The following is a 25,197-nucleotide window of genomic DNA, read 5'->3' as shown; positions in this document are numbered from 1 at the left end:
CACTGCCTGATATGGAATCAGAATATGACTCAACGCTAAGTACAGGACAAAAGCTGTAGAGCCTGGTGAAACCGCCCTGAAAACAAAGGCAGATTAGAGAAAGTGCGGCGTAGAAAATCGAAGCCAGTGCGGAAAAGACTCTGGGAGCGTCGTCCGTGAGCCTTCACTTCAAAGGAATGGGTGAACCTTGGTGAATCCACAAACCCACCTTCATAGCCCAAGTAAAAGCCAGGCTAAGCAAAGCCAATAAACGGCTCAAGCGCTCAGGGTCCTTAAAGTGAGTCGATTCGAGACAGAAGCCCCGAGTCTTCAAGGCTCCGAAGAGGTTTTCAATACCCCAACGCCGAGCATAGTCGGGGAGGGCCGTTTCGGGGCAAGCGTTAGTGATGAGAATCAACAACTCCCCCGAATCAGCCAGACGAGAGCCAATGACGTAAACCTGCCGTCCCCAAACCCAACGGCGACCCGAAAGCTGGCGAAATTCTCCGGGTCGCAGAGAATCAAACATTCGTTCGCCGCTACGCCGAGTTCCTCCTAACTTAGGACTAATCAGCTCGCTGTGGCGGATGCGTAGGCGGAAAGGAACCTCGGGGTCGATGAGAAGATACGAGAGCCAATCTCGCCCCACAAATTCCCGGTCAGCGGTCAGACAAGCCACCTCCACGTCAGGAAATAGTGCCTCGAAGCGGTCGAATAAGTCCATGCGTTCGCCACTGTTGCTATTGCCCTTTTTGTCAAGCATCGTCCACAGCAGGGGAAAGGCAATCCCCTCGTGGACGACTGCCAACATCAAGATGTTGAAATGGGTTTGACCGAAAGACCAACAGGTGCGGTCGAGACTAAGAGTCCAGTCCAAGGTTGGGGAATGTCAATGAGGCTAACGACGAAACGGGCAATCTCTGCCCGGTCAAATTTGAATTCCCGAAAAAAACGTTGTAATCGCTGGTAATTTGAGGAAATTTGCACAGGATTTGCGAATACAGTCGCTATTTCCATCAGATTAACCGTCTTTGTTTGGAATAGCGCCATCAGGAACAGGCAGACAAAGTTTAATCTCGCCCCGTGCCAGGGCAAGTGAGGGCGCAAAGTGTCTCGTAATCGGTTAAGCTCGTTCATGAGAGGGAAGTTTGGTTTGTGGTAATTCCGATGTAACCCTCTCACCCCAACTTGGCGCTACCCCCCCACCCCTCGACTTTCACCTCAGCCCGGAGCGCCCCCTTCAGAATTTTCGGCTAGATTCCCTTTTGGCTAAGACTTTCAGCTTTTTTGTCCTGTACTGAGGACTCAACGTTGTATCGTCGTTGCCCAGCGGGGGTTCTGATGGTCTCGATTGAGCCATTGTCGTCCCATCTGCGGAGTGTTCTTTCATGGACTCCAAGGATTTGGGCCGCTTCCTTGGGTTTGACATATCTGGCAATAGGTTTATCCTCAACTCTTCTCGCTTATTATACCGTATTGCCCTAAAATGTTAACCTAATTTGAGATGAAATCATGCTCTCTCATTCTATCCTTAGCCACCATTCCCCTGAACTCGCTATGATATTACCTCAAAACCACCGTCTCGCCACCATTTTTCCGCTCAATATTGATTGCCGGCTTCCCCTTTATCCCCAAAACCCTAGCCACTTTTTCCGTGAAAATACCGACTTGACAGCAGATTTTAAGTAGACACTTACCCTCAACCACCTTTACATAATTTTCTCAGATTTTACAACATCTTTACACAACAAATATTGACATCAACACCTATCTTTAGCTATGCTGGAGGAAAGTTAAGCGACTTCAGCAACCCATAATTGTCTTGATTTTTTGATGGATTCAGACCCCGGCTATTAACTGTGAAATTCCCTCACCAACTGATTCTAAATTATAACTAACTATGAAAAAATTACTAACAACCATCGGCACCGTCTCTTTCTTGGTAGTAGGCTGGAGTGTGTCTCCCGCCGCCGCCTTTCCCCCTTGGGCAATGCCACCAGAAGAACCAGATGAGGAATTAATCTTTAATGGCGAAGTCCTCAATGATGACCAAACAGAGTTTGTCTATGATGTAACAGATTTCCTAGGAATTACCACCGAAGATTTACTCAATGATCCTAGCCAAATGGATGGCTTGCACACTGGCAGTAAACAAGAAATCAACAGAGACAGCTTCGGTGTCTTCCACAAAAACGGCTGTAGTGTGAATGCCGACTGCGCCTTAAAAGCCATTGGTTTAGGTCTCAGTCTCCAATGTATCGGTTCAGGTTACGATCCTGAAGCCTGGGCGAGATGTCTGAAAAGTCGAAATGAGGATGCTTACTATGCAGCCCTTGAGTGTACTTGGCAACAGTCCAACCCAAGTCAACCTTGTAATTTCCTCACCCACGGCGATACTGACAACACCTACGCCTGCAACGCCACTAACCCAGTAGCAGCATTGCGTCAGAATTCCGTAGAATTGCCCACCTTTTCCCAAAGCAGTCCATCGGAACGGGTATCCATTGATCTACTCTACTTTCCCAGGGCTAAATTGACCTCTGTTAGCAATCCTAACTAAGACCACAAAAAACAAAACAACCGGGCGCACAGTACAAACCTGTACTCTACGCCCCACAACACCTAACCAGCTATTTGTTCAACGTTGAGACAAACGCTGGTTTTGTTGATGATACATAGCAATCAGAACACGGGCTGGATCAACCCACCGATTACTATACTTGAGTCCCCAGTGCAAGTGAAGTGAGGTCCGGTAGTTCTCCCGGTCATCCCAACCCGCGCAATTCTAGTCCCGGCTGCCACAATTTGACCTTTGCGAAGTTCCAGACCGCCGCCACGGTCAATAAAGTAAGTACCATTAGCATTACTTTGTACATGACCCTGAACGTGGCAATAGATATGTTCCCACTGTCCTGACTGGATAATAATTCCCGTGCCGCAGCGATTATCCTCCCAGAGTTCGACTACCTGTCCGCTCCACCAATTGCGGATATAACTCCCCATAGGTGCGGCTAAGTCTAAACCATAGTGAAACCCACCAGCACGATAGCCAAAAGGTGATGTATACTGCTGGAAATTTTCCACCGGAAAAGAAGCATTACCCCAATCGACCCCTACCGCTACTTGGGAGGCTGATGCCTTAGTTGCACCTATATCTAACTGTTGTCCCCCCCAAGGAATTAGAGTCAGACACACGAAACCGACCAGAACCCATAGCATTCGTTTCAGGAGGGTCGGACGCTTGAAAACTTGCAGGGGGTTGAGTTTTGCCATGATTATTGATTCCTCAATCACCAAAATCTATTAATGAATTACCGGATGCACCCACAAGGGTTATATTTAAATCAATTCCCGTATAGCACACATTTGATATTCTGCCACCATTAGGCATAAACAGAACATAATGTTAACTGATTATTTTTCATGGGCGATGGAAACCCCTGTTATATCGATATTTCTGGGTTGGTTCCCGTTGAATACAACGGCTATGGCTGGGACGGCGTTATGGTCGCTGGCATTAAGTTTGGGGTTTTCCCCCCTCAGTGAATTACTCATGGAAAAACTCACGGGTTGGCTAGATTGGGCTGAACGTCCCTTTTATGGGTCAGATGAACAATTTGAGGAAACGCGCACTAGCAGGGAGTCGGGAAATATTTTTTTTGCTTCTATCTTCAGCGTTGTACCGTTTCTAATGGTGGGGGGATTATTGAATTGGGGAGTTGAATTGGGGTTGGGACCTTCTTGGTCTATCAGTGTGGGAGTCATTGCGGCGGTTACCTGTGGGGTTTATGAGTTGGGGCGACGCGATAGCCAGCAAAATCGATAGCTTTGTTGATTTCATCTGGCGGCGCAGAGGATATCAACACACTGGGATAAACGGCGGTTCCCCATTGGGGATGAATTACGATGGTACAGGGTCCCTTTTGCAGAGAAAGGTTTAAGGATGTGGCGACAGTTAAAGCATCGCTATGGTTGATTTCTCCGGGTTGGGACAGGACAGCAACGGATAACCGCTGGGAGGGTAGATGATATCGGTCATCCATCCCTGGGAATTGAGTTGTTGGGCTACGGGTTGGGCGAATTCTAAAAAGCGATCGCATAATCTGTTTTTCTCCTGCTCAATGATATCATTAGTTGTGGTTAAGGGGAACTGCGATCGCTGTAAAAAAATCACTATCCAAATATCATCAGAGTGCCAATCTGGTAGAATCCGCCTTAAATTAGCGGCTACAAAAGCGGTGGGGGGATGGATGGAAATATCAGGCGATCGCACCTCGGTTATATTGTCGCTCATGGTAATTTGGGGGGAATTATGGCAAAAGTTAGATTTTGGTCACATTGAAGCTAAGAATCTCTTGATTGGCTTGGGATAATTTCTCAGTTCTGAGGGCTATGATAATGTATTGAATAAATCCTTGAGTTGCTTTACCATTTGATTGAATTATTGCGCCCAAATGCCAACTTCATCTACTCGGTTAGTCAGACCTGATTCAAATCACCTTCACCAGTTTTGGTAACAGCTTCGCCTTCTCTAGCCATCAAGTACATTCTGAAGCCCCTCCCCCAGGGGGAAAGGGGTGTAGACGCGCGGTGGCTTCTCCTGGAGTTGGCTGTATCCCATCATATCAAAAACTCCATGGTTCTACCCTCCGCTATTATGGTAATGGGGGGATATTGGCTGCATCTAATATTTTCGGGATGAGGTCTTCTCGTTTAACCGCCATAAGGTGAACACCTCGGCAAATTTGACGTGCAATTTGTACTTGTTCCGCCGCAATTTTAATGCCTTCTTCCAGGGGATGTGATGATTTTTCTAAACGGTGGATAATGTGGTCGGGGATGTTAACACCGGGAACATATTTGTTAATAAAAAGGGCATTTTTCGCGGATTTCAGGAGGAAAATTCCCGCCAAAATCGGTTTATCCGTATCAGAAGCGACTTGATTCATGAATTTATAGAGCCTTTCAAAATCCGTGATTAATTGACTTTGAAAGAAACAAGCCCCGGCTTTTAATTTGCGATAAAAACGACTTTGTAACCCGGAAAAACTGGGAGATTGGGGGTCTACTGCGGCTCCGGGAAATAGGTCTGTCCGACCATGGGGCAGCTTTTTATCATTCCAATCCATGCCATTATTTAGCTTATTAATAGCTTGTAATAGGCGCACGGATTCAAAATCAAAAACTGGTTTAGCATTAACATGATCTCCGGCTTTGACTGGATCACCTGTGAGGGCGAGAATATTCCTAATTCCTAGGGCGTGCGCTCCCAGGAGGTCTGCTTGTAAACCAATCCGATTGCGATCGCGACAAGCGACTTGTAAAATCGGTTCAATGCCATGATGTTGGAGAATGACGCAGGAAGCTAGGGAACTCATCCCTAAAACAGCCCGACTGCCATCAGTAATATTAACCCCATGGACGCGATTTTTTAGACCCCGCGCCATCTCGATCATGTGAGTGGGATCGCCGCCTTTTGGGGGTGCTACTTCGGCGGTGATCACAAATTCTTTGGGGTTCAAACAAGCAGTCCTAAATCGGTTCATTATGGCGGTTTTAGATGTAAAAATTAAAGGTAAATTCAGGGAGATTACAAAGGTTTGGAATAACCTAGGGCATCTTTAACGCGGCTTAAAGTTTGATTGGCTACAGCCTCGGCTTGTTGGCGACCTGTACGCAATATGGACTCTAAATAACCACGATCGCTCATAACTTCCTTGTAGCGTTCCTGAATAGGCTTGAGGGCGGCGATCGCCGTTTCCGTCAGCAGGGGTTTAAACTGTCCCCACCCCATATCTGCACATTCAGCCGCCACTTGTGCTTTAGTTTGGTTAGAGAGCAAAGCATATAGACTCAGCAGATTATGACATTCGGGGCGGTCTGGAACATCAAAAGCTAACCCTCGCACCGAGTCAGTTTTGCAGCGTTTAATTTTCTTAACGATCGCATCTGGGGGGTCTAACAAATTAATCCGGCTTAACTCGGAGGGGTCAGACTTAGACATTTTCCTAGTCCCGTCGGTTAAACTCATCACCCGTGCGCCTTCTGTGCGAATGAGAGGTTGGGGAATTTTGAGAATTTCCTGATCTGGTTGACCGAATAAATGGTTAAATCTGCCAGCAATATCCCGTGTCAGTTCCAAATGTTGTTTTTGGTCTTCCCCAACCGGAACGCGATCGGCATCATAAAGCAAAATGTCGGCAGCCATCAATACGGGATAATCCAATAAACCCGTACTGACATTTTCCCCCTGTTTAACGGCTTTTTCCTTAAACTGGATCATATCTTGCAGCCAGTTAATGGGGGTCAGACAGTTGAGAAGCCAGGTTAACTCACTGTGGGCGGAAATATGGGACTGTACAAAAATAGTTGAATCTTCTGGGTCGATACCACAGGCTAAATAAAGGGCTGCGATCGTGTAGGTATCCGCCGCCAGAGTCGCGGGGTTGTGGGGAACGGTGATCGCGTGTAGGTCTACCACACAGAAAAAGTTATCATACTGTTTCTGACCTTCTACCCAGTTGCGGATCGCGCCCAGATAGTTACCTAGGTGTAGGTTTCCCGTTGGTTGTACTCCTGAGAGAATTCGCTGCTTATCCATGATTGCTGCTGTGAACTTAACTTAAAACTCTATTTTAGACAATAGAAAGCGGGGTTTTGAACTGGATCAGCAATTGTACCAGAATTGTGGTCCTGTCCCCATAGACCCCATAGACCAGGTTCAACCCACTAGGCGGAGATTTTACCATAGTTTATTTGGGGGGTAGATATTTCGTTGGCAAATCTGGCAAAATGGAATTATAGGCGTTGATAATTTTTAGGGGTTCAGTCAACAGTATTTGATACGGGGGCGGGAATATAACTCTACACTGTTAATTTTCCGAGTTAATTTGTCCTAAGATGATTCAGACAGGGGATCAATCAAATGAATGCACAGATTTTAGCACACTCACGGGAACTTACTACGGCGACTCCTAGAGAAAACTTGCTTTTCAAAATAGCTAACCAGATGGTTAATTTCGCTAATTTAAACACGATTTTTGATACGGTAGTCACGGAATTATCTGAGTTGTTGCAAAGCGATCGCACTTTGATTTGTCCGTTAGAAGCTGATGGTATCGTCCACATAAGGGCAGCATCTTTTAGTGATATTCGCACTGTAATCAGTCAGGAAGATATCGCGGAAATATTCTGGAAGTATCATGAATTGATCGACGAAGTAATGGCGATAGCTGATATTTATCAGACCCATCTAGGAGATGATTATATAGAATTTATGGCTCGGCTGCAAGTGCGGGCTAGTTTGAGAGTCCCTATTTGGGTGAGTGGGGATATTTGGGGATATTTGATTGTTCATCAATGTAGCCATAGCCGGAACTGGCTACCAGAGGAAATAGATCTGCTGAATATGATATCTGTAAATTTGGCGATCGCGATTCAACAAGCCACCCTGGTAGAAAAAGCACAAACTTTCAACTCCAATACACTCAATCCTCAATATTCGGAAGTCTCATTTCGTGCTTTACTTGCTAATCTTCCGGGTGCTATTTATCGCTGTGCTTGTGACGAGTTTTGGACGATGAAATTTATCAGCAATGCCATTGAAGATATTTGCGGTTATCGACCTGATGAAATCATCAACAATCGAGTTATCTCCTATAATGAGATCATTCATCCTGATGACCAAAAAACTGTCACAGCCAAGATTTTACCGGCTTTATATGCACAGGAATCATTTATTGTAGAATACCGGGTTATTCATAGGGATGGTAGTATTCATTGGGTTTATGAAAAGGGGAGGGGTAAGTTTGATACTCAGGGAAACTTAATCGGTATTGATGGCGCTATTTTTGACATAACGGATCGCCAAAATACCGAACTGGCTTTACACCAGAAAACCGAAGAATTAGATAGATTTTTTTCTATTGCTCTGGATTTGCTTTGTATTGCTGATGTAGAAGGACGATTTTTGCGATTAAATCAACAGTGGGAAATCAGCTTAGGGTATCCGCTAGAAGAGTTAGAGGGTCGATTGTTTATAGAATTTGTGCATCCTGATGATGTTCAACCTAGCCTCGACCACATATCAAATTTATGCCAACAAAATTCCGTGCTTAATTTTGTGAATCGCTATCAGGCTAAGGATGGTTCTTATCGTTGGATAGAGTGGCGATCGACTCCTGTAGGCGATCGCATTTATGCAGCAGCGAGGGATATTACCAACCGCAAAAAAGCCGAAATTGCCTTACAAGAAAGTGAACAACGTTGGCAATTTGCTTTAGAGGGAAATGGTGATGGCGTTTGGGATTGGAATGTAGAAACCAATCAGGTTTATTTCTCTCGACGTTGGAAAGAAATTCTAGGTTTTAGGGCTGAGGAAATTAGCGACAATCTTGAGGAGTGGGAAAAACTAATACATCCTGATGATAAACTGCAAGTTTTCGATATATTACATAAGCACCTAAATGGTGAAACGGAGCAATATATTAGTGAACATCGTATTAAGTGCAAAGATGGTCATTATAAATGGATTCTTGATCGGGGTCGGGTGATGTATCGCAGCCTCGACGGAAAACCGCTGCGGGTGATCGGGACTAAAACGGATATTAGCGATCGCAAAAAAAACGAACTAGCTTTAAAAGAGAGTGAAGAAAAGTTTCGTCAGTTAGCAGAAAATATCCATCAAGTCTTCTTTATTAATAGCGCTACCGGAGAAATGATTTATGTGTCTCCAGCCTATGAGGAAATTTGGCAACAAAGTCGAGATAGTTTATATAAAAATCCTAGTTCCTGGTTAATGTCTGTTCACCCAGAAGACCGTGACGGTATGGCTGAGGCTTTAAATAAGCAAATTAGTCTAGGTATTCCTTTTAATCAAACTTACCGAATTGTGAGACCAAATGGCTCAATTCGTTGGATTAATTGTCATGCTTTTCCGGTGCGAGACAGCCAGGGCAATATTTATCGATATACTGGTATTGCGGAAGATATTACCCATCGTAAAAGAATTGAAAATACTCTGCATAACCAACTACTAAAAACCCTAATTATCCAGAAAATTACCGACAATATTCGTCAGAGTTTAGATGTTCAAGAAATTTTTACAACCGCCGTCGCAGAAATTGGCAAAGCCTTTAAAGTCAACTGTTGTCTAATTCATACTTACCAAAAATATCCTTTTCCCCATGGGAATTTGGTAGCCAAATATTCTCAGCATCCATGTAATTTACTTGGGGATTTAAAGGAATCAGTAACCTTTGATAATGACCCTTATATTGAATACTTGGTTGAGCAAGAGAGGGCGATTTCATCCCATAAAAGTGATTGCTTAATTAAGCTATCAGAAATTCATTTAACCTCTCCTTTGTTGCAGACCAAGGAATATTTTAAGGAGTCAGACAATCTGAAATCCATGTTAGCGATCGCCACTTTCTATCATGGTCAACCTAATGGTATTATTAGCCTGCATCAATGCGACCATAACCGAGTCTGGACTCTTGATGAAATAGAACTACTAGAAGCTGTAGCACGCCAATTAGGAATTGCGATCGCTCACGCACAACTACTCTCTCAAGAAAAGGAGCAACGCCAAGAATTAACTTATAAAAACATTAAACTTAAAAAGATGACTCAGGAAGCCAAAGCGGCTAACCGTGCTAAAAGCGAATTTTTAGCTAATATGAGCCATGAAATTCGGACACCCATGAATGCAGTTTTAGGCTTTACTGATTTATTACAATCTACAATTACCGACCCTAAAGCCACTTCTTATATTAAGGCGATCGCCTCTAGTGGTCGCACTTTATTAGCATTAATAAATGACATTTTAGACCTATCGAAAATCGAAGCTGGTAAATTACAATTACACTATGAACCCGTTAATATCCGCACCGTAATTAATGAAATCGAGCATATTTTTGAACAAAAAGCCAGCGAAAAAAACCTAAACCTAGAAGTTGAGGTAGACCCCAAACTACCCTATAGTATTATGACCGATGAAGTCAGGCTGCGACAAATTCTATTTAATATTGTCGGAAATTCCATAAAATTCACCGAATTTGGGTCAGTGAGAATCACAGCATCTTGTTCACAACTCAAACCCAATCATCCCTATAATTCTATTGACCTCAAAATTGCCATTACTGACACAGGTATTGGTATTTCTCGCGAAGACCAACACAAGATTTTTGACTCATTTACCCAAAGCGAAGGTCAAAGTAACCGCAAATACGGAGGGACAGGTTTAGGTTTAACTATTACAGAAAGGTTAGTCCATCTCCTAGGTGGTTCAATTCATCTGGAAAGCGAACGCGACCAGGGAAGCACATTTACCGTTGATTTACCCGATGTCAAAATAGCCACAGAAACCACAATATTATCGCCTCTAATAGCCCTTGATGAGAATTTACAACCATTTGAACCTGCTACTATTTTAGTGGCTGATGATGTCCGTTCTCATCGGGATTTACTAGCCGAATATTTCGCCAATACATATCATAAAATTCTCAGCGCCAAAGATGGAGAAGAAGCCATTAGGTTAGCCCAAATTTATCAGCCAGATATTATTTTTATGGACTTACGGATGCCTCGTATGGATGGACGAGAAGCCACCCAGTTTCTCAAACACAACGAACTCACTAGCCATATTCCCATTGTCCTATTAACCGCATCTCCCCAACATCGTAATGAACAAGATTTGCGGCAATTGTGCGATGGTTTTTTATCAAAGCCAGTGACCAAATCACAGATTGTGGCTGAACTCAAGAAGTTCCTAAATCATGCTGAATTAACCGACAAAATAGATGAACAGCCCTCAGAGAAAGTCTCCTTAAAACCCGTGAGATTAACAGAATTAGCCGCTAAATTGCGTCAGGAAGTAGAAGTGAATTTACCCCATTTACAAGAAACTTTAGTAGCCAGAGAGATTAAGCAATTTATGCAAAATCTAGAGATGTTAGCAGAGGAACATCAATCTACAGTTTTACTCGATTATGTGGAAACCCTCAAACAGCAACTTGAGGATTTTGATTGGGATAACATTCCTAAAACTGTTGCTAAATTTGCCGAAATTCCCGAACAGTTAATCAGAGACAATGGTTAATGGACAATTATCAATTATCCTTAACCCAAAAATAGCTTATAGGCAGGATTTTGATTTTCATCCCAATAGCGATATCCGAGGGTGTCTAAAAACTCTTGCCATTTCTGCATTTCCTGGGGGGGAACTTGCATTCCGACCACAATACGGCCGTAGTCTGAACCATTGTTGCGATAGTGGAATAAACTAATATTCCAAGTGTGACTCATAGACTCGACAAACTTCATTAATGCGCCTGGACGTTCGGGAAACTCGAAACGATATAATAACTCATCATGAGCCAGAGGAGAACGACCGCCTACCATGTGGCGCAAGTGCATTTTAGTTAATTCATCATCTGTTAAATCCATGGCGATTAAATCATGTTCTGCAAAGGTTTCCGTTAACTTTTGGGCATCTTCCCGGTTTTTAATTTGAACACCGACAAAAATATGGGCTTCTTTTTCGTCGGCAATGCGATAGTTAAATTCAGTGAGATTACGTTTTCCTAAGCAGTTACAAAACTTGCGTAAACTTCCCGGTTGTTCAGGAATTGTGACGGCAAAAATCGCCTCGCGCCGTTCTCCCAATTCGGCCCTTTCTGCCACAAATTGCAGACGGTCAAAGTTCATATTTGCGCCACAGGCTACAGCAATTAATGTACGATTGTGCATCTGTTCCCGTTCGACATAGGCTTTCATGCCAGCGATCGCTAATGCACCAGCGGGTTCTAAAATTGATCTAGTATCCTCAAACACATCCTTAATCGCCGCACAAATATCATCAGTTCCCACTAAAATAATATCATCTACATAAGTTTGACAGAGGCGAAAAGTTTCTTCTCCCACCTGTCGCACCGCCACCCCATCAGCAAATAATCCCACCTCGGATAATTTCACCCTATGTCCAGCTTTCAAAGATTGAGACATAGCATCAGCGTCAACAGGTTCCACCCCAATAATTTTAATTTCTGGTCGCAGTCGTTTCACATAAGCAGCAATACCAGAAATCAAACCGCCGCCTCCTATAGCCACAAAAATAGCATCAATAGGCTGTTGATATTGCCTTAATATTTCCATAGCAATAGTTCCCTGTCCAGCAATCACGTCTGGGTCATCGAAGGGATGAATAAAAGTTAGGTTTTTTTCGACTTCTAATTGGCGCGCGTAAGCATAGGCATCATCAAAGGTTTCTCCATATAAAACTACCTCCCCGCCTCTAGCTTTAACCGCCTGTACTTTCACATCTGGGGTAGTAGTTGGCATCACAATAATTGCCCTACTTCCTAGGCGACTGGCTCCCAAAGCTACCCCCTGGGCGTGATTTCCCGCTGAGGCGGCTATTACTCCCTGGGCGAGGCTTTCCGGGGTTAATTGGGCTATTTTATTATAGGCTCCCCGCAGTTTAAATGAGAACACAGACTGCATATCTTCTCGCTTGAGGAGGACTTGATTATTTAACCTTTCGGATAGTCTGGGGGCTAATTCTAGGGGGGTTTCCTGGGCGACATCGTAGACCCGGGCGGTGAGGATTCGTTTTAGGTAGTCGGAGTGCATAACTTTGGGCAAAAGGGCAAAATTGCATGAATTTAGATTATACTGTACTTAGGTGATTCATGACTTGCTGATCAAACCAATTATTGCGATCGCGACATTCTGGCAAACTTTCGGGATAAGATTGGCAGTTTTTAAGATGCGATCGCCAATTATCCGTACCGCACAAAAATTTACTTTCATCAAATCGCTGATATAGAGTTTTTCCCAAGATTTGAATCTCCCGTTTTGGTTGCTTCCAATGAATCCCTGGATACATAGCAACTGGGTGTTTTAGGGTCAAAAATTTACTGGTAAATGGGAACGCTAAAACCTTACGTCCTAGCAGTGTTCCCCAATAGGCTCCGTGGAAAGAACTGGTTAAAATAGTTTCCCCTGAAGCCAAAAAACTAATAATTTCCTCAAAGTTCTTATCTTCATTAGTCATCCGAGGAAATGAATCAATTTTAATTTGAAACTTTTTGTGCGAAAATACTACAAAATCATGTTGTATCGAGTAGTCCTTATCAAAAACTTTATCCATGCAGCTCACACAGGGAACCCAATCATAGCCTTGGTTATAGTCTCTAATTCCCATGAGATTAAAATCTTTTAAATAAGGCTTATAGTCAAAATCACTACCATGATAAGATGAGGAATTATCACCAGAATTTTTAATTTTATAAACCTGCTGTCCGGCTCCCCATAAAATCAAACTATTACCATTTTTACCAGCTTGTAAACGTTGGAAATTGTGCAAAAAGCGGTCAAACATTAACCCACCACCACCAACGATCGCATGATGATTTAACAAACTTTCCGGGTCTTCTGGTGCTGGGGAATTATCCAGAGTCCGAATATCTCGCTTAATAACCTCATAACCCGGAAACTCAAAGTAATTGACTGGGGACGAGAACAAATCCCCAATATTCTTAGGGTCAATCACATGATAATTAACAATAGTTTTCATAGTCAATATCTGCTGGATAATTTCTCAAAAATCCTCATCCCACGCCAAGAGAGCGACCAAAAGCGATCGCTCTCCTTTCCCACACAAGTAATTGATTAGACCTTAGCTTCCTTAACCAAATTACTCCAACCCAAATCTTTCAGGTTATTGTTACGACGGAGGGGACGAGTCACCAACTCCAGAATATCACGAGCATTAGTAAACCCATGAATTTGAGCAAAAGTAAACTCAACCGACCACTTAGTATTAATACCGCGCGCCTCCAAAGGATTCGCATGAGCCATACCCGTAATTACCAGATCTGGCTGAAGTTCATAAATCCGTTGAATCTGATTATAATTATCCGGCTTTTCCATAATTTTCGGAGCCGGAACCCCCATTTCCTGACAGGTTTTTTCCAGTAGGTCTAACTCCGCCTTTTGATAGCGCTTATCCATATAAGGAATGCCAATTTCCGAGCAAGTCATCCCACAGCGAATCAGGAAACGTGCTAGGGAAATTTCTAACAAATTATCCCCCATAAAGAACACCGACTTACCCCGGATCAACTCAAGATAATCCTCTAAATTCGCCCAAATTTGAGCTTCTCGTTCATCTAATCCCTGGGGTTCAATACCGAATACAGAGCAAATTTTTTCAATCCAAGCTCGTGTTCCATCAGGTCCAATGGGGAACGGTGCGCCAATCAATTTACACTTACGACGACGCATTAAAGTAGTTGCGGTACGCGAGAGAAACGGATTCACTCCCGATACATAATAACCTTCTTCTAAAACCGGAAGTTCCGTATAACGCTTCGCGGGAAGCCATCCAGATACCTTAATCCCCTGTTTTTTCAACTCCAAACTGAGATTAGTTACTACCGGGTCGGGGAGAGAACCAAATAACACTAAGGGGGGATGGTCTACATATTCTGACTCTTCCTTAGTCACATCCTCATTTTTTTTGCCAAAACTCAGTAATTTCTGAATCGCATTGCGATCGCCTGAAGTCCCCGTAGTCGCATCTTTTTCAGGTTCTTTCGGACAGCGATTAGCCATCGCGGCTAGAACCGTATCTTCTCCCTGGGTAAAAGCATAATCTAAACCATTGGCTCTCGCCACCACAATAGGAATCCCAATTTCACCCTCTAATTTCGGAGCCAACCCCTCCAAATCCATTTTAATGATTTCAGTCGTACAGGTTCCAATCCATACAATTACACTAGGATTGCGATCGCGTTTAATTTGCAAACACAGTCGCTTTAATTCATCATAATCATTAAGTTGAGCCGAAATATCCCCTTCTTCTAACTCAGCCATTGCATAACGAGGTTCTGCAAAAATCATCACCCCCATCGCATTTTGCAAGAAATAGCCGCAGGTTTTTGTACCAATTACTAAAAAGAAACTATCCTCAATTTTCTGGTACAACCATGCCACACAACTAATCGGACAAAAGGTGTGATAATTACCAGTTTCACATTCAAAGTTAAGTGCTTCAGGTTGAGCAACAGTCATATATTTCTCCTTATAATTAAGCCAGTTTTCGTGTCATTTTTTAAGCTGTTGACACCCAGCCATTTATGAGATGACAACCTGGCAGAAATTTAGACATAATCAACTGTTGACTTTGGCTACTAACTTCCAAAATCATAATGAGTACACCAGCCTGTTAGATGTTAAGGAATGATTGACTTATTTAAAGTCTGATATTGAGATATCATCATCATTTGATTCGGTCAGGCTGTCCAGATCTAAATCAAACTTATCTGTATCTCCAGTCGTTACCTCTCCTAGCTCTTCTAAACTGATTTCCTCTAAATCTCCTAAGTCTCCTAAGTCTCCTAAATCGCCTAAATCGCTGTCGTCATCATTCAAGTCTCCTATATCTAAATCATCATCAGAGGAACTACCAAAGTCTCCTAAATCATCATCTCCATCTAGGCTAAGATCTAGCTCTCCGATATCATCTGAGGAATCATCTTTAAATGGATTACTTTCCTCTAAATCTAAATCATCCGTAGCTAGATCATCCCCAGCATCATCTAGGTCTAAACCTAAATCCATGTCATCGGTGGCTAAGTCATCCCCAGCATCATCTAGGTCTAAACCTAAATCCATGTCATCGGTGGCTAAGTCATCCCCAGCATCATCTAGGTCTAAACCTAAATCCATGTCATCGGTGGCTAAGTCATCCCCAGCATCATCTAGGTCTAAACCTAAATCCATGTCATCGGTGGCTAAGTCATCCCCAGCATCACCGAGACCTAAATCCATGTCATCGGTGGCTAAGTCATCCCCAGCATCACCGAGACCTAAATCCATGTCATCGGTGGCTAAGTCATCCCCAGCATCACCGAGACCTAAATCCATGTCATCGGTGGCTAAGTCATCCCCAGCATCACCGAGACCTAAATCCATGTCATCGGTGGCTAAGTCATCCCCAGCATCACCGAGACCTAAATCCATGTCATCGGTAGCTAAGTCATCGGTAGCATCATCACCGAGACCTAAATCCATGTCATCGGTAGCTAAGTCATCGGTAGCATCATCACCGAGACCTAAATCCATGTCATCGGTAGCTAAGTCATCGGTAGCATCATCACCGAGACCTAAATCCATGTCATCGGTAGCTAAGTCATCGGTAGCATCATCACCGAGACCTAAATCCATGTCATCGGTAGCTAAATCATCCCCAGTATCATCGAGGTCTAAACCATCGGTAGCTAAGTCGTCTCCAGCACCATCAAGGAGGTCTAATTCTCCCTTAGCATCATCTAAGTCATCGCTAACTAATTCTTCCTCTTGCTCTGGTTCAAGTATTATAGATTGGGGAGGATGGTATCCGGGCGCGGCCTTTACAGGTTCTTGAGGAACCGGAGGCTGATCAGGTGAAGAACCAGAAATCCCAGCCAGCTCATGATCTGGGTCAAAATGTAAACCCAGAACCTCAATCAACTTTTCTGGATCAGGATTAAGTTTGGAAAAGGGGAACATCAACAGAGCCGCTTCTGGGTCCAAGGCGTTGATAGTCCCCAAGATTAGGGCTGAGGATGGCCTTCTACCTCCATCCGGGGTGGGAATGGAACTAATGTCCATTTGTAAAACCAACCATTCACGATTAGCCTGATAGTAGTCTAACCATTTTTGTTTCAGGGCAGTAGTAAACTCCTGGAAGAAAGCCATAACCTCTTATTCCTTATCCTGAGTAGCTAGACTTATTAAACCATCATCAGGTCTAGCTCATCCTCCTGAGTTTGAACAGAAGGCTTGGTTGGATTGAGGTAAAAATCAGACAGAAGAGAGAACAATTCCCGATCTGGCGCATCTTTGGGAACTACACCCTCCGGCTGAGACAGGATTTGATCAGCAATATTAAGATAGTAATCGCAGACATAACTTAGAGATGGGTCAGTTTCCGCCATCTCAAACAGGGTTTTTCCTTTGACCCGAGATACTCGGATATCTTCAATTAGCGGCAATACCTCCAAAACTGGCATAGGGACCGACTCAACATATTTATCAATCAGATCCCGCTTAGAAGTCCGGTTCCCGATTAAACCCGCTAACCGCAGGGGGTGAGTCCGAGATTTTTCCCGCACAGAAGCGGAGATGCGATTAGCCGCAAATAAGGCATCAAAGCCATTGTCGGTGACAATCATGCAATAGTCAGCATAATTTAGGGGGGCGGCGAAACCACCACAAACCACGTCCCCAAGAACATCAAACAGGATGACATCGTATTCATCAAAGGCATTTAGTTCTTTGAGAAGTTTAACGGTTTCTCCCACTACATAGCCACCACAGCCAGCACCAGCCGGGGGACCACCTGCTTCTACACAATCAACGCCGCCATAGCCTTTATAGATGACATCTTCGGGCCATATATCCTCATAGTGATAGTCTTTTTCCTGCAAGGTATCAATAATGGTAGGAATTAGGAACCCGGTGAGGGTAAATGTGCTGTCGTGTTTGGGATCGCAGCCAATTTGCAGGACTTTTTTACCCCGTTTGGCTAGGGCCACGGAAATATTGCAACTGGTTGTTGATTTGCCAATTCCACCTTTCCCATATACTGCGAGTTTCACGATTTTTTCTCCTGCGGCGTGGTTTTTCCATAATGGGGCTGAGTAGTTGGGACTAACTCAGCATCCCAAGTTTTTTATCTTTGGTTTTGTCGGGGTGGCGATCGCTATTTCGGGTAGTACGGTTTTTGTCTCACCCCATAGCATCGCTGTCCCTCTTGATTGCCATTATTGATGAATTTTCCCCAAATGGAAAGAGGCTATAAATTCATTTATGCTCGAAAAACAGAGTATGGCAGTCTATGAGTTATATATCAATTTTTTATGGTCTCTCATCAAAGCTCAAGTTGATTTATGAACTTTTATCAAAATTTATGCCTTTTTTATATAAAAAGAGTTACAATAAACAAATTAGTAGGGTGCGTCAGATAGGGATAGTTATGATGGGAAACGGGATAATTGACTTCTGACCCACCATTACCCGGCAATGATGATGGGAAACAGGAGGATTGATTTCTGACCCACCATGACCCGGCAATGATGATGGGAAAACGGGATAATTGACTTCTGACCCACCATTACCCGGCAATGATGATGGTTGAGTGAGGGTAGACATAAATCAGCGGGTAGCATTTGTAAAAAGTTATTAATTTTTTCGGTTGGGTCAGAGGGGTAGAATAATCAGGGTTGAGGGGACATAGGTAAGGATTACCTAGTTAAGGGTATAAACTAGATTGAAGTAGATGCCATGATCCTGAAGATTGTCGCCACGATCGCGAAGTTGTATGAGGGGGAAACCATAATCTAAACGGATATTCAGATGAGGGATAGGTTCCCATAGTAACCCCAGACCCCCTCCCACCAAAAAGGTCTGACTGGGTAAACTATTAGGGTTGTTGGGATGATTCCAAACCTGGCCCATATCGAGAAAAGGTGCTAACTGTAAAGTAGGTAAATTCAAGCGATCGCGTTTAAGGGTAATTCTGTCCTCAATAGAGAATCGAAAGCCATTATCCCCGGCGCGGACATTCTGACGGTAGCCACGCAAAGACTGCGCGCCACCGATAACAAACTGTTGAGAGGGAAATAGGGGGTTAGCGGCTAACTGTAGATCTCCCTGAAGAATCAAAAGGTGATTGTCACCGATACGCTGTAGCCGTTGTATCTGTCCTAGCCAACTGACAAAATCGCTATTGGGCAGAAATTTGGTATTAGTAGCATTTAATATCCCCAAGCCTAAACTAAACTGCGATCGCAAAGCCCAAACTCCCAGGCGATCGCGTCGGATATAGTCTTGTCCCAACTTGAGAACCACCAGACGGGTCACACCATCATCATCTGGACCAAAGCCAAAGCGCAACCCCTGATTATCCACCAAAGTTTGACTTTCCTGATAACTCAACCCCGCAGATAAAGCGAACTCCTCCCAGGGAGTCCTCACCAAAGGCTGACGATAGCTAATTTCGTAAAGCTGAGAGTTCCCCTGAATATTGAGGTCTGCAAACTCTTCGGTAATCACCCGATTGCGATAAGGAGGAATCCGCAGTTGAATCGTACCATCCATGGCATTAACCGGGATAGAGTAGATAAAATCTAAGATATCCGACTCCCCCCCAGTAATTAGGCGAGTAGTTTTATAGGAAACCAAGAGGAAATCACCCCTTCCCGTGAGGTTCAGGTGACTAAAATTAACCCCCAAACGTTGGCTACCAATACTGGGGGGGGAATAGTTATCTAAGCTAAAACTAAGCTGTATGGGATTAGCTTCTGTGACTCGGACCACTAAAATACTCTGTCCCTCGCCACCTCCTGGACGCAGACTAGCCTCTACAGAGTCAAATAGGGGATTAAGTCGCAATAGTCGCAGTTGATTTTCCAGTTGTAGGGTATTTAGGGGAGTTTTTGCGCCCAAATTCACCCGACTGATAATGTAGTTAGGATTAAGGCGGCGGGTTCCTTCGACCTCGATTTTTTCTAAACTTCCCTCTATGACCAGAATTTCCACGACCCCATCTGTGATAGTCTGTTGGGGAACCACAGCCCGGGAAGTCATATAACCCCGTCTCAGATAGATTTCTGTAATCTGATCGGCTATATTTTGCAGTTGGTTGAGGGTGATGGTCTGGTTTGATACGGTAGAGGCGATCGCATTAATTTCCTCAGTCGATAGAATACTACTGCCAATTATTTGAATTTCACTAATGGGGAAGGGAGTATCATCACCGGGAATTGGCGGGGACGAGGGGGGTGGTGTTTCTATTTCCGGTTCCCCGTTGGGTGGTATTTGGGGGGGTGACGGGAGGGGTTGTAAAAAGCGATCGCGGTTAGGGTCGCTTTGGGGTGGTAGGGGGAAACTTTGAGAAAGTCCTAAACACTCTGCGGAATTACAGTTAGGGGAAAATAAAGCCTGGGCTGAAACGAGGGGGGAAAACAGAATCAACCCAACGGTAGTCATTTGACAACCTATCAATCGAATATGTAAACTCATAGGGGTTATGGGGGGGCTTCAAGTGTAGCCCCAGCTAGTGGCACTACCAGCAGGTTAATTTCTCGCTTACTTGATTGACGGGGGGGTTGGTGGGGATACTTAGTCAGAACGGAGTTGATTGCGTAACCCGCCACTACCCGGAATAAAAGGTTGTTCATACAGACGCACCTGGTTACGACCTGCTTGCTCGAGATTCTCCGATCTTAACAATTCTAGCCAAGCCTGCTGGACTTGAGTATCTCTTCGATTATCTGAAAGTAATTCCGAAAAGGCGGCGACCATATCATACCAAAGGGTCTTTTCTGTATAAAATTTTAGGCGATCGCTCCCATTGAGTCCTTCTAATGTCAGAATCTGATCAGAGTCTAAGTCGATCCTTTTGATCCAACCATCCACAATTTGGTTCACCGATTCATTGTCCGGATCACATAAAATTGTCAGGTACCAGTGATAATATTGGTTCACTTCCAAACCCGGAAAGCCATCGAGATCCGCCAGATCTATGCCCACAATGCCAGGATTTTCCATATCCAGTTGAAATTCGGTCCTATAAATCACTATTTCTTCTGTTTCGGGAGACTCTGAATCTGGTAACTTAGTCACAAGTAACTTAATGAGGGTATCCCGACTAGCTACCGGGAGATAAAAGAACAATTGGGGTTTCTCATGGGCGGTCAAACCCATCGTGGAAACGGGAATTAGACTGATGAGGCTTGCATAGTCAGCACATACCTCCCCTCTGGTTCCTCCCCCGTACCGTCTTCCGGGAACTCCCCGCTGGGGTGGGTCGAAGGCTATTAACCATGGAGATGGTTGATTTTGAATGATTACATCTCCGTTGGATGGGTAGGCGATCGCTGGTCGCACTAGGCTACCCCAGACAATGGTTTGGGTACACAGCGCACCCAACAGAGTTGTCCACAAAATAGTAGGGGTTGTCTTAACCATAGGATTCAACTCAAAAACTCGTTAACATACAGGTTATCAAGATAGCTAAATTGTATCCAATGTTTCCGTAATTGACTGTCAAAAATTGTTGTATTTGGAAAGTGGGAGTGTCAAAGTTAGCATGAATCTCAATTTAACGAATGTTGGAACAACTAGCAATTATCGGCACAGAACTATCAGACCCATGGGGGTTTCCTCGCTCTATGCTATCACTTTTGTTGGCAAAAATTGTTTGGCGATCGATTCCTTGCGGGGGTTCTTGTTGAGGATAGACCCGGAAACTGATAATGCTACGGTGGTGAATCCTTATCAGACTTCTGAGTTTGCTGATGTAACGGGTTTGGCGGTGTGGTCTAATGATTTATGGTTTACTCGCTACAATACGGTTTATGTTTGTCGAGAGGCTTTGGTCGGTGAGAATATCGCTAGTCTGAAACCGGAACCTTTGGTAACTCTCCCCTATAATCTTGATGGGATTGCCGTTTGGAACTCTACCCTTTATATTAGTTCTCAACAGGGGGGGTGCATTTTTGTTTATAGTCTCATTAGCGGTCGGGAAATTACCCGGTTTTATGCTCCCGGAATTGGGGTCGAAAATTTGACGGTGCGAGATGAGGAATTGTGGGTATGCGATCGCCTCGAACAAACCGTTTATTGTCTCGAACGTGGTACCGGGGAAACTAAGTTTAATGTGTTAACTCCCTTTGAGTATCCCACGGGTTTGGGGTTCTATACTGACCCGGAAACCGGAGAAGAAGTGCTATATGTCGCCTATGCGGGAGATGAATTATTTATCCGAGATGACCCTAACTCCTATGAACAATATCAACTAGCTAAACGCGATCGCACTTTTATTCATCCCCTCTATTTTCACTACAATGAGTCCCAAAGATATGCCACATCTAACGGATATCTGATTGAGATGTCCTATGTAGAGGAAATCGAACCTTTAGAAGAGATTTACCTAGAAGATGTAGAATGGCGTATCGCCCTACCCTCCGAGACTGATCGCCAAAAAGTTCGGGAAATTTCCTATATTGGGACTCCCTTCACCGAGGAAATAGAAGCCGGAGAAAGGGTAGCCGTTTTTAAGTTTAAACCCCTCAACTCCGCCGAAAGACGTATCTTTGGCTGGAAAGCATTATTAGAAGTCCGAGGAATTAAATATCAAATCCATCCTTTAGATGTGGAAAAAATCCAGCCATTAACTCAGGAATTTAAGGATAAATATCTAGTAGATAATGATAACCTCGCTATGGAATCATCCATAGTCCGTCAAGCCGCTGAAGAAGCCGTGGGGACAGAAACTAATATTCTGCGGAAATTATTAAGTGTTCGGAATTATGTTTACGATCGCCTTGACTACAGCCTTACCGCTAAAATTGAAACCCCAGACGTGGTACTAGACCGGGGGATAGGGTCCTGCGGTGAGTATGTGGGGGTATTGCTGGCTTTGGGACGGCTAAATGAAATACCCTGTCGGACGGTGGGACGCTACAAATGTCCGGCTTTTGCTGATCGCCGGGGCGTTCCCCTAGAACCAGAGTATAATCATGTTTGGCTGGAGTTCTATATTCCTGGCTTTGGCTGGGTTCCTATGGAGTCTAACCCTGATGATACTGGTGGTAGTGGACCTTATCCTTTACGGTTTTTTATGGGCTTGGCTTGGTATCATATAGAAATAGGTAAGGGGCTGAAGTTTCAACGCCTGACTAACCAGGGGCTTCCTGTCGATAAGGAAAAAGTCTCTCTAGGGAATTTGGCGATTAACCATGTTCGGTTTAGTTTACCATTTTGGATGAACTGCCAGCCATTTAGGGGAAGATACAGCACTCATGGAGTTTACTACGGTTAATATTCTGTTTCTCATGGCGATCGCTCTGTTGCTTCTGGTAACCGGTGGTGTCGCCTATTTGACTTTTGCTGATTGGCGCGATCGCCGCCGCCGAGAAAAGGAACGTCGCGGTCAATAACCCCATTTTTCTTGACCCTCCCCGGACTCCCCCCACAACTCTTTTAACTCCTCTGAGGGGTGGAAAGACTTAATCACCCCGTCAGCATAAAAAAGTTATTTTGTCAAGGGGTGGCAAGTTCGAGCAGTGGCCAAAGGCGAAAAACTCGTGATTCGTGAGATTAAAAACTTGACCAGAGAATATTTTTAACTGCCATAAAATAGGGGTTACAGCCAACTTTTTTGCGTGTAGACATAGCAAGCCCTTGGGTGCGATTTATATGATGAAAGCAGAACCCCTATAATCTCGTCAAGTGTTTACGAGAAATTATCAATAAAAATGTATGAATTCTTAACATACTTGGGAAAATTAAAACCATTTCCACGGAATGATTAGTAAAACTTAACTATTTTCCGTAATGTAAGGGGGGTGATAGTGGAGGTTTTTAAAAACCTACATTCCGCAGGTTGATAGGTAATTAACCGGATGCGTAGTAATAGCGCTCAACGGGTGGACCGAAGAGGTGAATAATCAATCGCCGTTCATCATTGAGATTGCTAATCTGCCTTTGCCCATCGAGATTAACCCAGTGGATTCCTTGAAACTTCTGCATAATCCAGCGAAAGGTCGGTTTAGCGGTGGGTTGTTGGCGTTGGTCGCGCACCGTTTGCTTCTGAGTATCTAGCGCCTGTCGCAGTTGGCGTTCGGCGAGGGTATACACCATAAGGGTTAGGGCCATGATGAGAGCTAAGGCCTCGACCCGCTGCGGCTTTTTGACAAAGACGCTACTGGCAAAGAAGAGGGGGTCTTTGAGGAAGCGAAAGCCTCTCTCGACGGTCTGTTGCCCTTTATATTCGCTCAAGCAGGTCTGAGCCGGCCAGAGGGATTGCTCCAGTTGATTGGTGGCTAGAATAAAGCGACTACGCTGACGGCTAAAGCGGTCTTCCGCCGTGGCGGTCTGCTGTAACGTGGCCTGGAGCCGATAGCCCTGAACTGGGGTGGGTTCGGCGGATTTGGCGGGACGACCGGGGGGTCGCTTGGCCCGCACCGTCTCCAGGGAGACCTGAGTGAGCTGATGCACCTCGAGTCCATCTTGAAACTGCATCAAGGCCTCGAGGGCATCGGGTTTGCAAGCAAAGACCCGCTGGGTCAGCTTTTTCAATTGGCGGTTGAGGCGGTGTTCGAGCTTCTCTAATTCGGGTTGCCAGAGGTCGGCATTGGCTTTGCGGGTTTGGCTTTCGACGAGGCGCCAGCGCTGGCGCACTCCGGCATAGGTCTGCTCAATCTCCCACATCCGGTAATCCTTGGAGTTGCAGGGGACTTCAGTCAGTCGGGTGACATCGCTGTGCACCAGCTCTTGAGCCGCTTTTAGGGTCAGCGGCACCCGTGATAGCCACCCCGTGGTCTCCATCTGCTGCAGATTGGCTGCTGTGTAAAAGGCGGCATCCATCACAACGATACCGTCGCTAGTCCATTGGTCACCAAACGCCTTGAGCACCTCTGCAAACTGCTGAGTGTCCTGTTCATTGCCACTGGCCAACTGCAACCATAGCGGCACGCCACCGTCGGCGGCACAGACTAGAGTCATCAAAAACTGTTTCAAATCTGGACGATGGTCTCGGGAATAGCCTCGACACAGCCGAATTGGGCTGGGTTCTGCTGATGTCTCACCGGGGGGAGCTGACTCAAGTCCTACCTCGGATTTCCCCTTCGAGCACCGCTGATACTTCCCTTCTACTGAGATCGAGGTGGCATCGAGATGACGCTGTTGAATATCAATTCCAAATCGTTCCACAGCCTGGAGCGCCACCTGGAGAAAAAATGATGTCGTCCCTTCTGCGTAGAGTTCATCCAACACTCGACCTAAGCGGTCGTCATTCAAGTGACGAGCCTCTACCCCTTCCCCGAGCAGATGAGACACCGCTTTACTCTCAAAAAACTCGCTGAATAAATACAACGGTGCACTGAGAAAGCCTAGGGCGTTCAAAATCATGGCTTTAACCACTTGTCCGGCACTCACATGCTCCAAGCTATGAGGTTCAATCCGCTTATCCGTCAACTCGACCAGGCCAAGTTCGTCAATCACTCCAGCCACTAAACCCAGATGGTCTAAATTTTTAATCTGCATCGCCAGAGCCTACCGCTCGAAGGAACCCTTTCTAGCCTAGACTAGCACCATATCTTTTATTCCCTGTCAACCTGCGGAATGTAGGTTAAAAACGGAAATCTTACTAATAAACACGCC

16 protein-coding genes and 3 pseudogenes are annotated in these 25,197 nt (G+C 44.7%); 5 read left to right on the top strand and 14 right to left on the bottom strand.

Annotation, left to right across the window (positions count from 1 at the left end; translation table 11 throughout):
* Positions 1-35 precede the first annotated feature (35 nt).
* Both XZ46_RS19195 and XZ46_RS30330 read right to left on the bottom strand, forming a co-directional pair.
* Positions 36-1,116 (bottom strand): annotated as a pseudogene (locus XZ46_RS19195) (IS4-like element ISAtsp3 family transposase).
* 164 nt (positions 1,117-1,280) lie between these two features.
* Positions 1,281-1,418: pseudogene (locus XZ46_RS30330) on the bottom strand (MerR family DNA-binding transcriptional regulator); the annotation flags it as partial.
* A 461-nt stretch (positions 1,419-1,879) separates the two neighbouring features.
* Between XZ46_RS30330 and XZ46_RS19190 the strand changes: the two are divergent.
* Positions 1,880-2,539: a hypothetical protein gene (locus tag XZ46_RS19190; RefSeq protein ID WP_048895177.1), complete on the top strand. Its 660-nt coding sequence runs from the start codon at positions 1,880-1,882 to the stop codon at positions 2,537-2,539.
* Positions 2,540-2,617: 78 nt separating this feature from the next.
* Here XZ46_RS19190 and XZ46_RS19185 read toward each other — a convergent pair.
* Positions 2,618-3,252: pseudogene (locus XZ46_RS19185) on the bottom strand (M23 family metallopeptidase).
* Between the two features lie 130 nt (positions 3,253-3,382).
* On the opposite strand from XZ46_RS19185, the gene XZ46_RS19180 reads away from it, so the two are divergent.
* Positions 3,383-3,805 carry a hypothetical protein gene (locus tag XZ46_RS19180; RefSeq protein ID WP_006620193.1) on the top strand — a complete coding sequence of 141 codons (423 nt, stop codon included), beginning with the start codon at positions 3,383-3,385 and terminating at the stop codon, positions 3,803-3,805.
* A gap of 129 nt (positions 3,806-3,934) precedes the next feature.
* Here XZ46_RS19180 and XZ46_RS19175 read toward each other — a convergent pair whose 3' ends face one another.
* From XZ46_RS19175 to trpS, 3 genes are all read right to left on the bottom strand, one after another.
* Positions 3,935-4,273, bottom strand: coding sequence for a methylmalonic aciduria and homocystinuria type D protein (locus XZ46_RS19175; RefSeq protein ID WP_228116375.1), 339 nt, complete (start codon positions 4,271-4,273; stop codon positions 3,935-3,937).
* Positions 4,274-4,634: 361 nt separating this feature from the next.
* On the bottom strand, positions 4,635-5,525 hold the full coding sequence (locus XZ46_RS19170; RefSeq protein ID WP_006624171.1) for a methylenetetrahydrofolate reductase: 891 nt from the start codon (positions 5,523-5,525) through the stop codon (positions 4,635-4,637).
* 44 nt (positions 5,526-5,569) lie between these two features.
* On the bottom strand, positions 5,570-6,580 hold the full coding sequence (gene trpS, locus XZ46_RS19165; RefSeq protein ID WP_006624172.1) for a tryptophan--tRNA ligase: 1,011 nt from the start codon (positions 6,578-6,580) through the stop codon (positions 5,570-5,572).
* 324 nt (positions 6,581-6,904) lie between these two features.
* On the opposite strand from trpS, the gene XZ46_RS19160 reads away from it, so the two are divergent.
* The gene (locus XZ46_RS19160) at positions 6,905-11,080 is read left to right on the top strand and encodes a PAS domain-containing protein (protein ID WP_008052791.1); all 4,176 of its coding nucleotides are present in this window, start codon (positions 6,905-6,907) and stop codon (positions 11,078-11,080) included.
* A 20-nt stretch (positions 11,081-11,100) separates the two neighbouring features.
* Here the strand turns inward: XZ46_RS19160 and ilvA are convergent, their stop codons facing one another.
* From ilvA to XZ46_RS19125, 7 genes are all read right to left on the bottom strand, one after another.
* Positions 11,101-12,612 carry a threonine ammonia-lyase, biosynthetic gene (gene ilvA, locus XZ46_RS19155; RefSeq protein WP_048895176.1) on the bottom strand — a complete coding sequence of 504 codons (1,512 nt, stop codon included), beginning with the start codon at positions 12,610-12,612 and terminating at the stop codon, positions 11,101-11,103.
* 37 nt (positions 12,613-12,649) lie between these two features.
* On the bottom strand, positions 12,650-13,558 hold the full coding sequence (locus tag XZ46_RS19150) for a polysaccharide pyruvyl transferase family protein (RefSeq protein ID WP_006624175.1): 909 nt from the start codon (positions 13,556-13,558) through the stop codon (positions 12,650-12,652).
* A gap of 95 nt (positions 13,559-13,653) precedes the next feature.
* The gene (locus XZ46_RS19145) at positions 13,654-15,057 is read right to left on the bottom strand and encodes a ferredoxin:protochlorophyllide reductase (ATP-dependent) subunit N (RefSeq protein WP_006624176.1); all 1,404 of its coding nucleotides are present in this window, start codon (positions 15,055-15,057) and stop codon (positions 13,654-13,656) included.
* Positions 15,058-15,234: 177 nt separating this feature from the next.
* A complete protein-coding gene (locus XZ46_RS34605; RefSeq protein ID WP_008052788.1) occupies positions 15,235-16,725 on the bottom strand; it encodes a DUF5331 domain-containing protein in 1,491 nt (496 codons plus the stop codon).
* Between the two features lie 35 nt (positions 16,726-16,760).
* Complete coding sequence (gene bchL, locus XZ46_RS19135; RefSeq protein WP_006616040.1) at positions 16,761-17,627, bottom strand: ferredoxin:protochlorophyllide reductase (ATP-dependent) iron-sulfur ATP-binding protein; 867 nt, start codon at positions 17,625-17,627, stop codon at positions 16,761-16,763.
* A gap of 649 nt (positions 17,628-18,276) precedes the next feature.
* The gene (locus tag XZ46_RS19130; protein WP_006624182.1) at positions 18,277-20,052 is read right to left on the bottom strand and encodes a ShlB/FhaC/HecB family hemolysin secretion/activation protein; all 1,776 of its coding nucleotides are present in this window, start codon (positions 20,050-20,052) and stop codon (positions 18,277-18,279) included.
* A 99-nt stretch (positions 20,053-20,151) separates the two neighbouring features.
* Positions 20,152-21,000, bottom strand: coding sequence for a DUF928 domain-containing protein (locus XZ46_RS19125; RefSeq protein ID WP_008052782.1), 849 nt, complete (start codon positions 20,998-21,000; stop codon positions 20,152-20,154).
* Positions 21,001-21,184: 184 nt separating this feature from the next.
* On the opposite strand from XZ46_RS19125, the gene XZ46_RS19120 reads away from it, so the two are divergent.
* Both XZ46_RS19120 and XZ46_RS35505 read left to right on the top strand, forming a co-directional pair.
* Positions 21,185-22,855, top strand: a complete 1,671-nt coding sequence (locus XZ46_RS19120; RefSeq protein ID WP_438829469.1) for a transglutaminase domain-containing protein — start codon at positions 21,185-21,187, stop codon at positions 22,853-22,855.
* On the top strand, positions 22,836-22,973 hold the full coding sequence (locus XZ46_RS35505) for a hypothetical protein (RefSeq protein ID WP_006624191.1): 138 nt from the start codon (positions 22,836-22,838) through the stop codon (positions 22,971-22,973). The genes XZ46_RS19120 and XZ46_RS35505 overlap by 20 nt, the downstream gene beginning before the upstream one ends.
* 457 nt (positions 22,974-23,430) lie before the next feature.
* Here XZ46_RS35505 and XZ46_RS19115 read toward each other — a convergent pair whose 3' ends face one another.
* Complete coding sequence (locus tag XZ46_RS19115) at positions 23,431-25,080, bottom strand: IS1634-like element ISAtsp2 family transposase (RefSeq protein WP_048895175.1); 1,650 nt, start codon at positions 25,078-25,080, stop codon at positions 23,431-23,433.
* Positions 25,081-25,197 lie beyond the last annotated feature (117 nt).

This window comes from Limnospira indica PCC 8005, assembly GCF_000973065.1.
GTDB lineage: Bacteria > Cyanobacteriota > Cyanobacteriia > Cyanobacteriales > Microcoleaceae > Limnospira > Limnospira fusiformis.
Note: the sequence above shows the minus strand (reverse complement) of the source record. Positions and strands in the feature narration are given on the sequence as shown.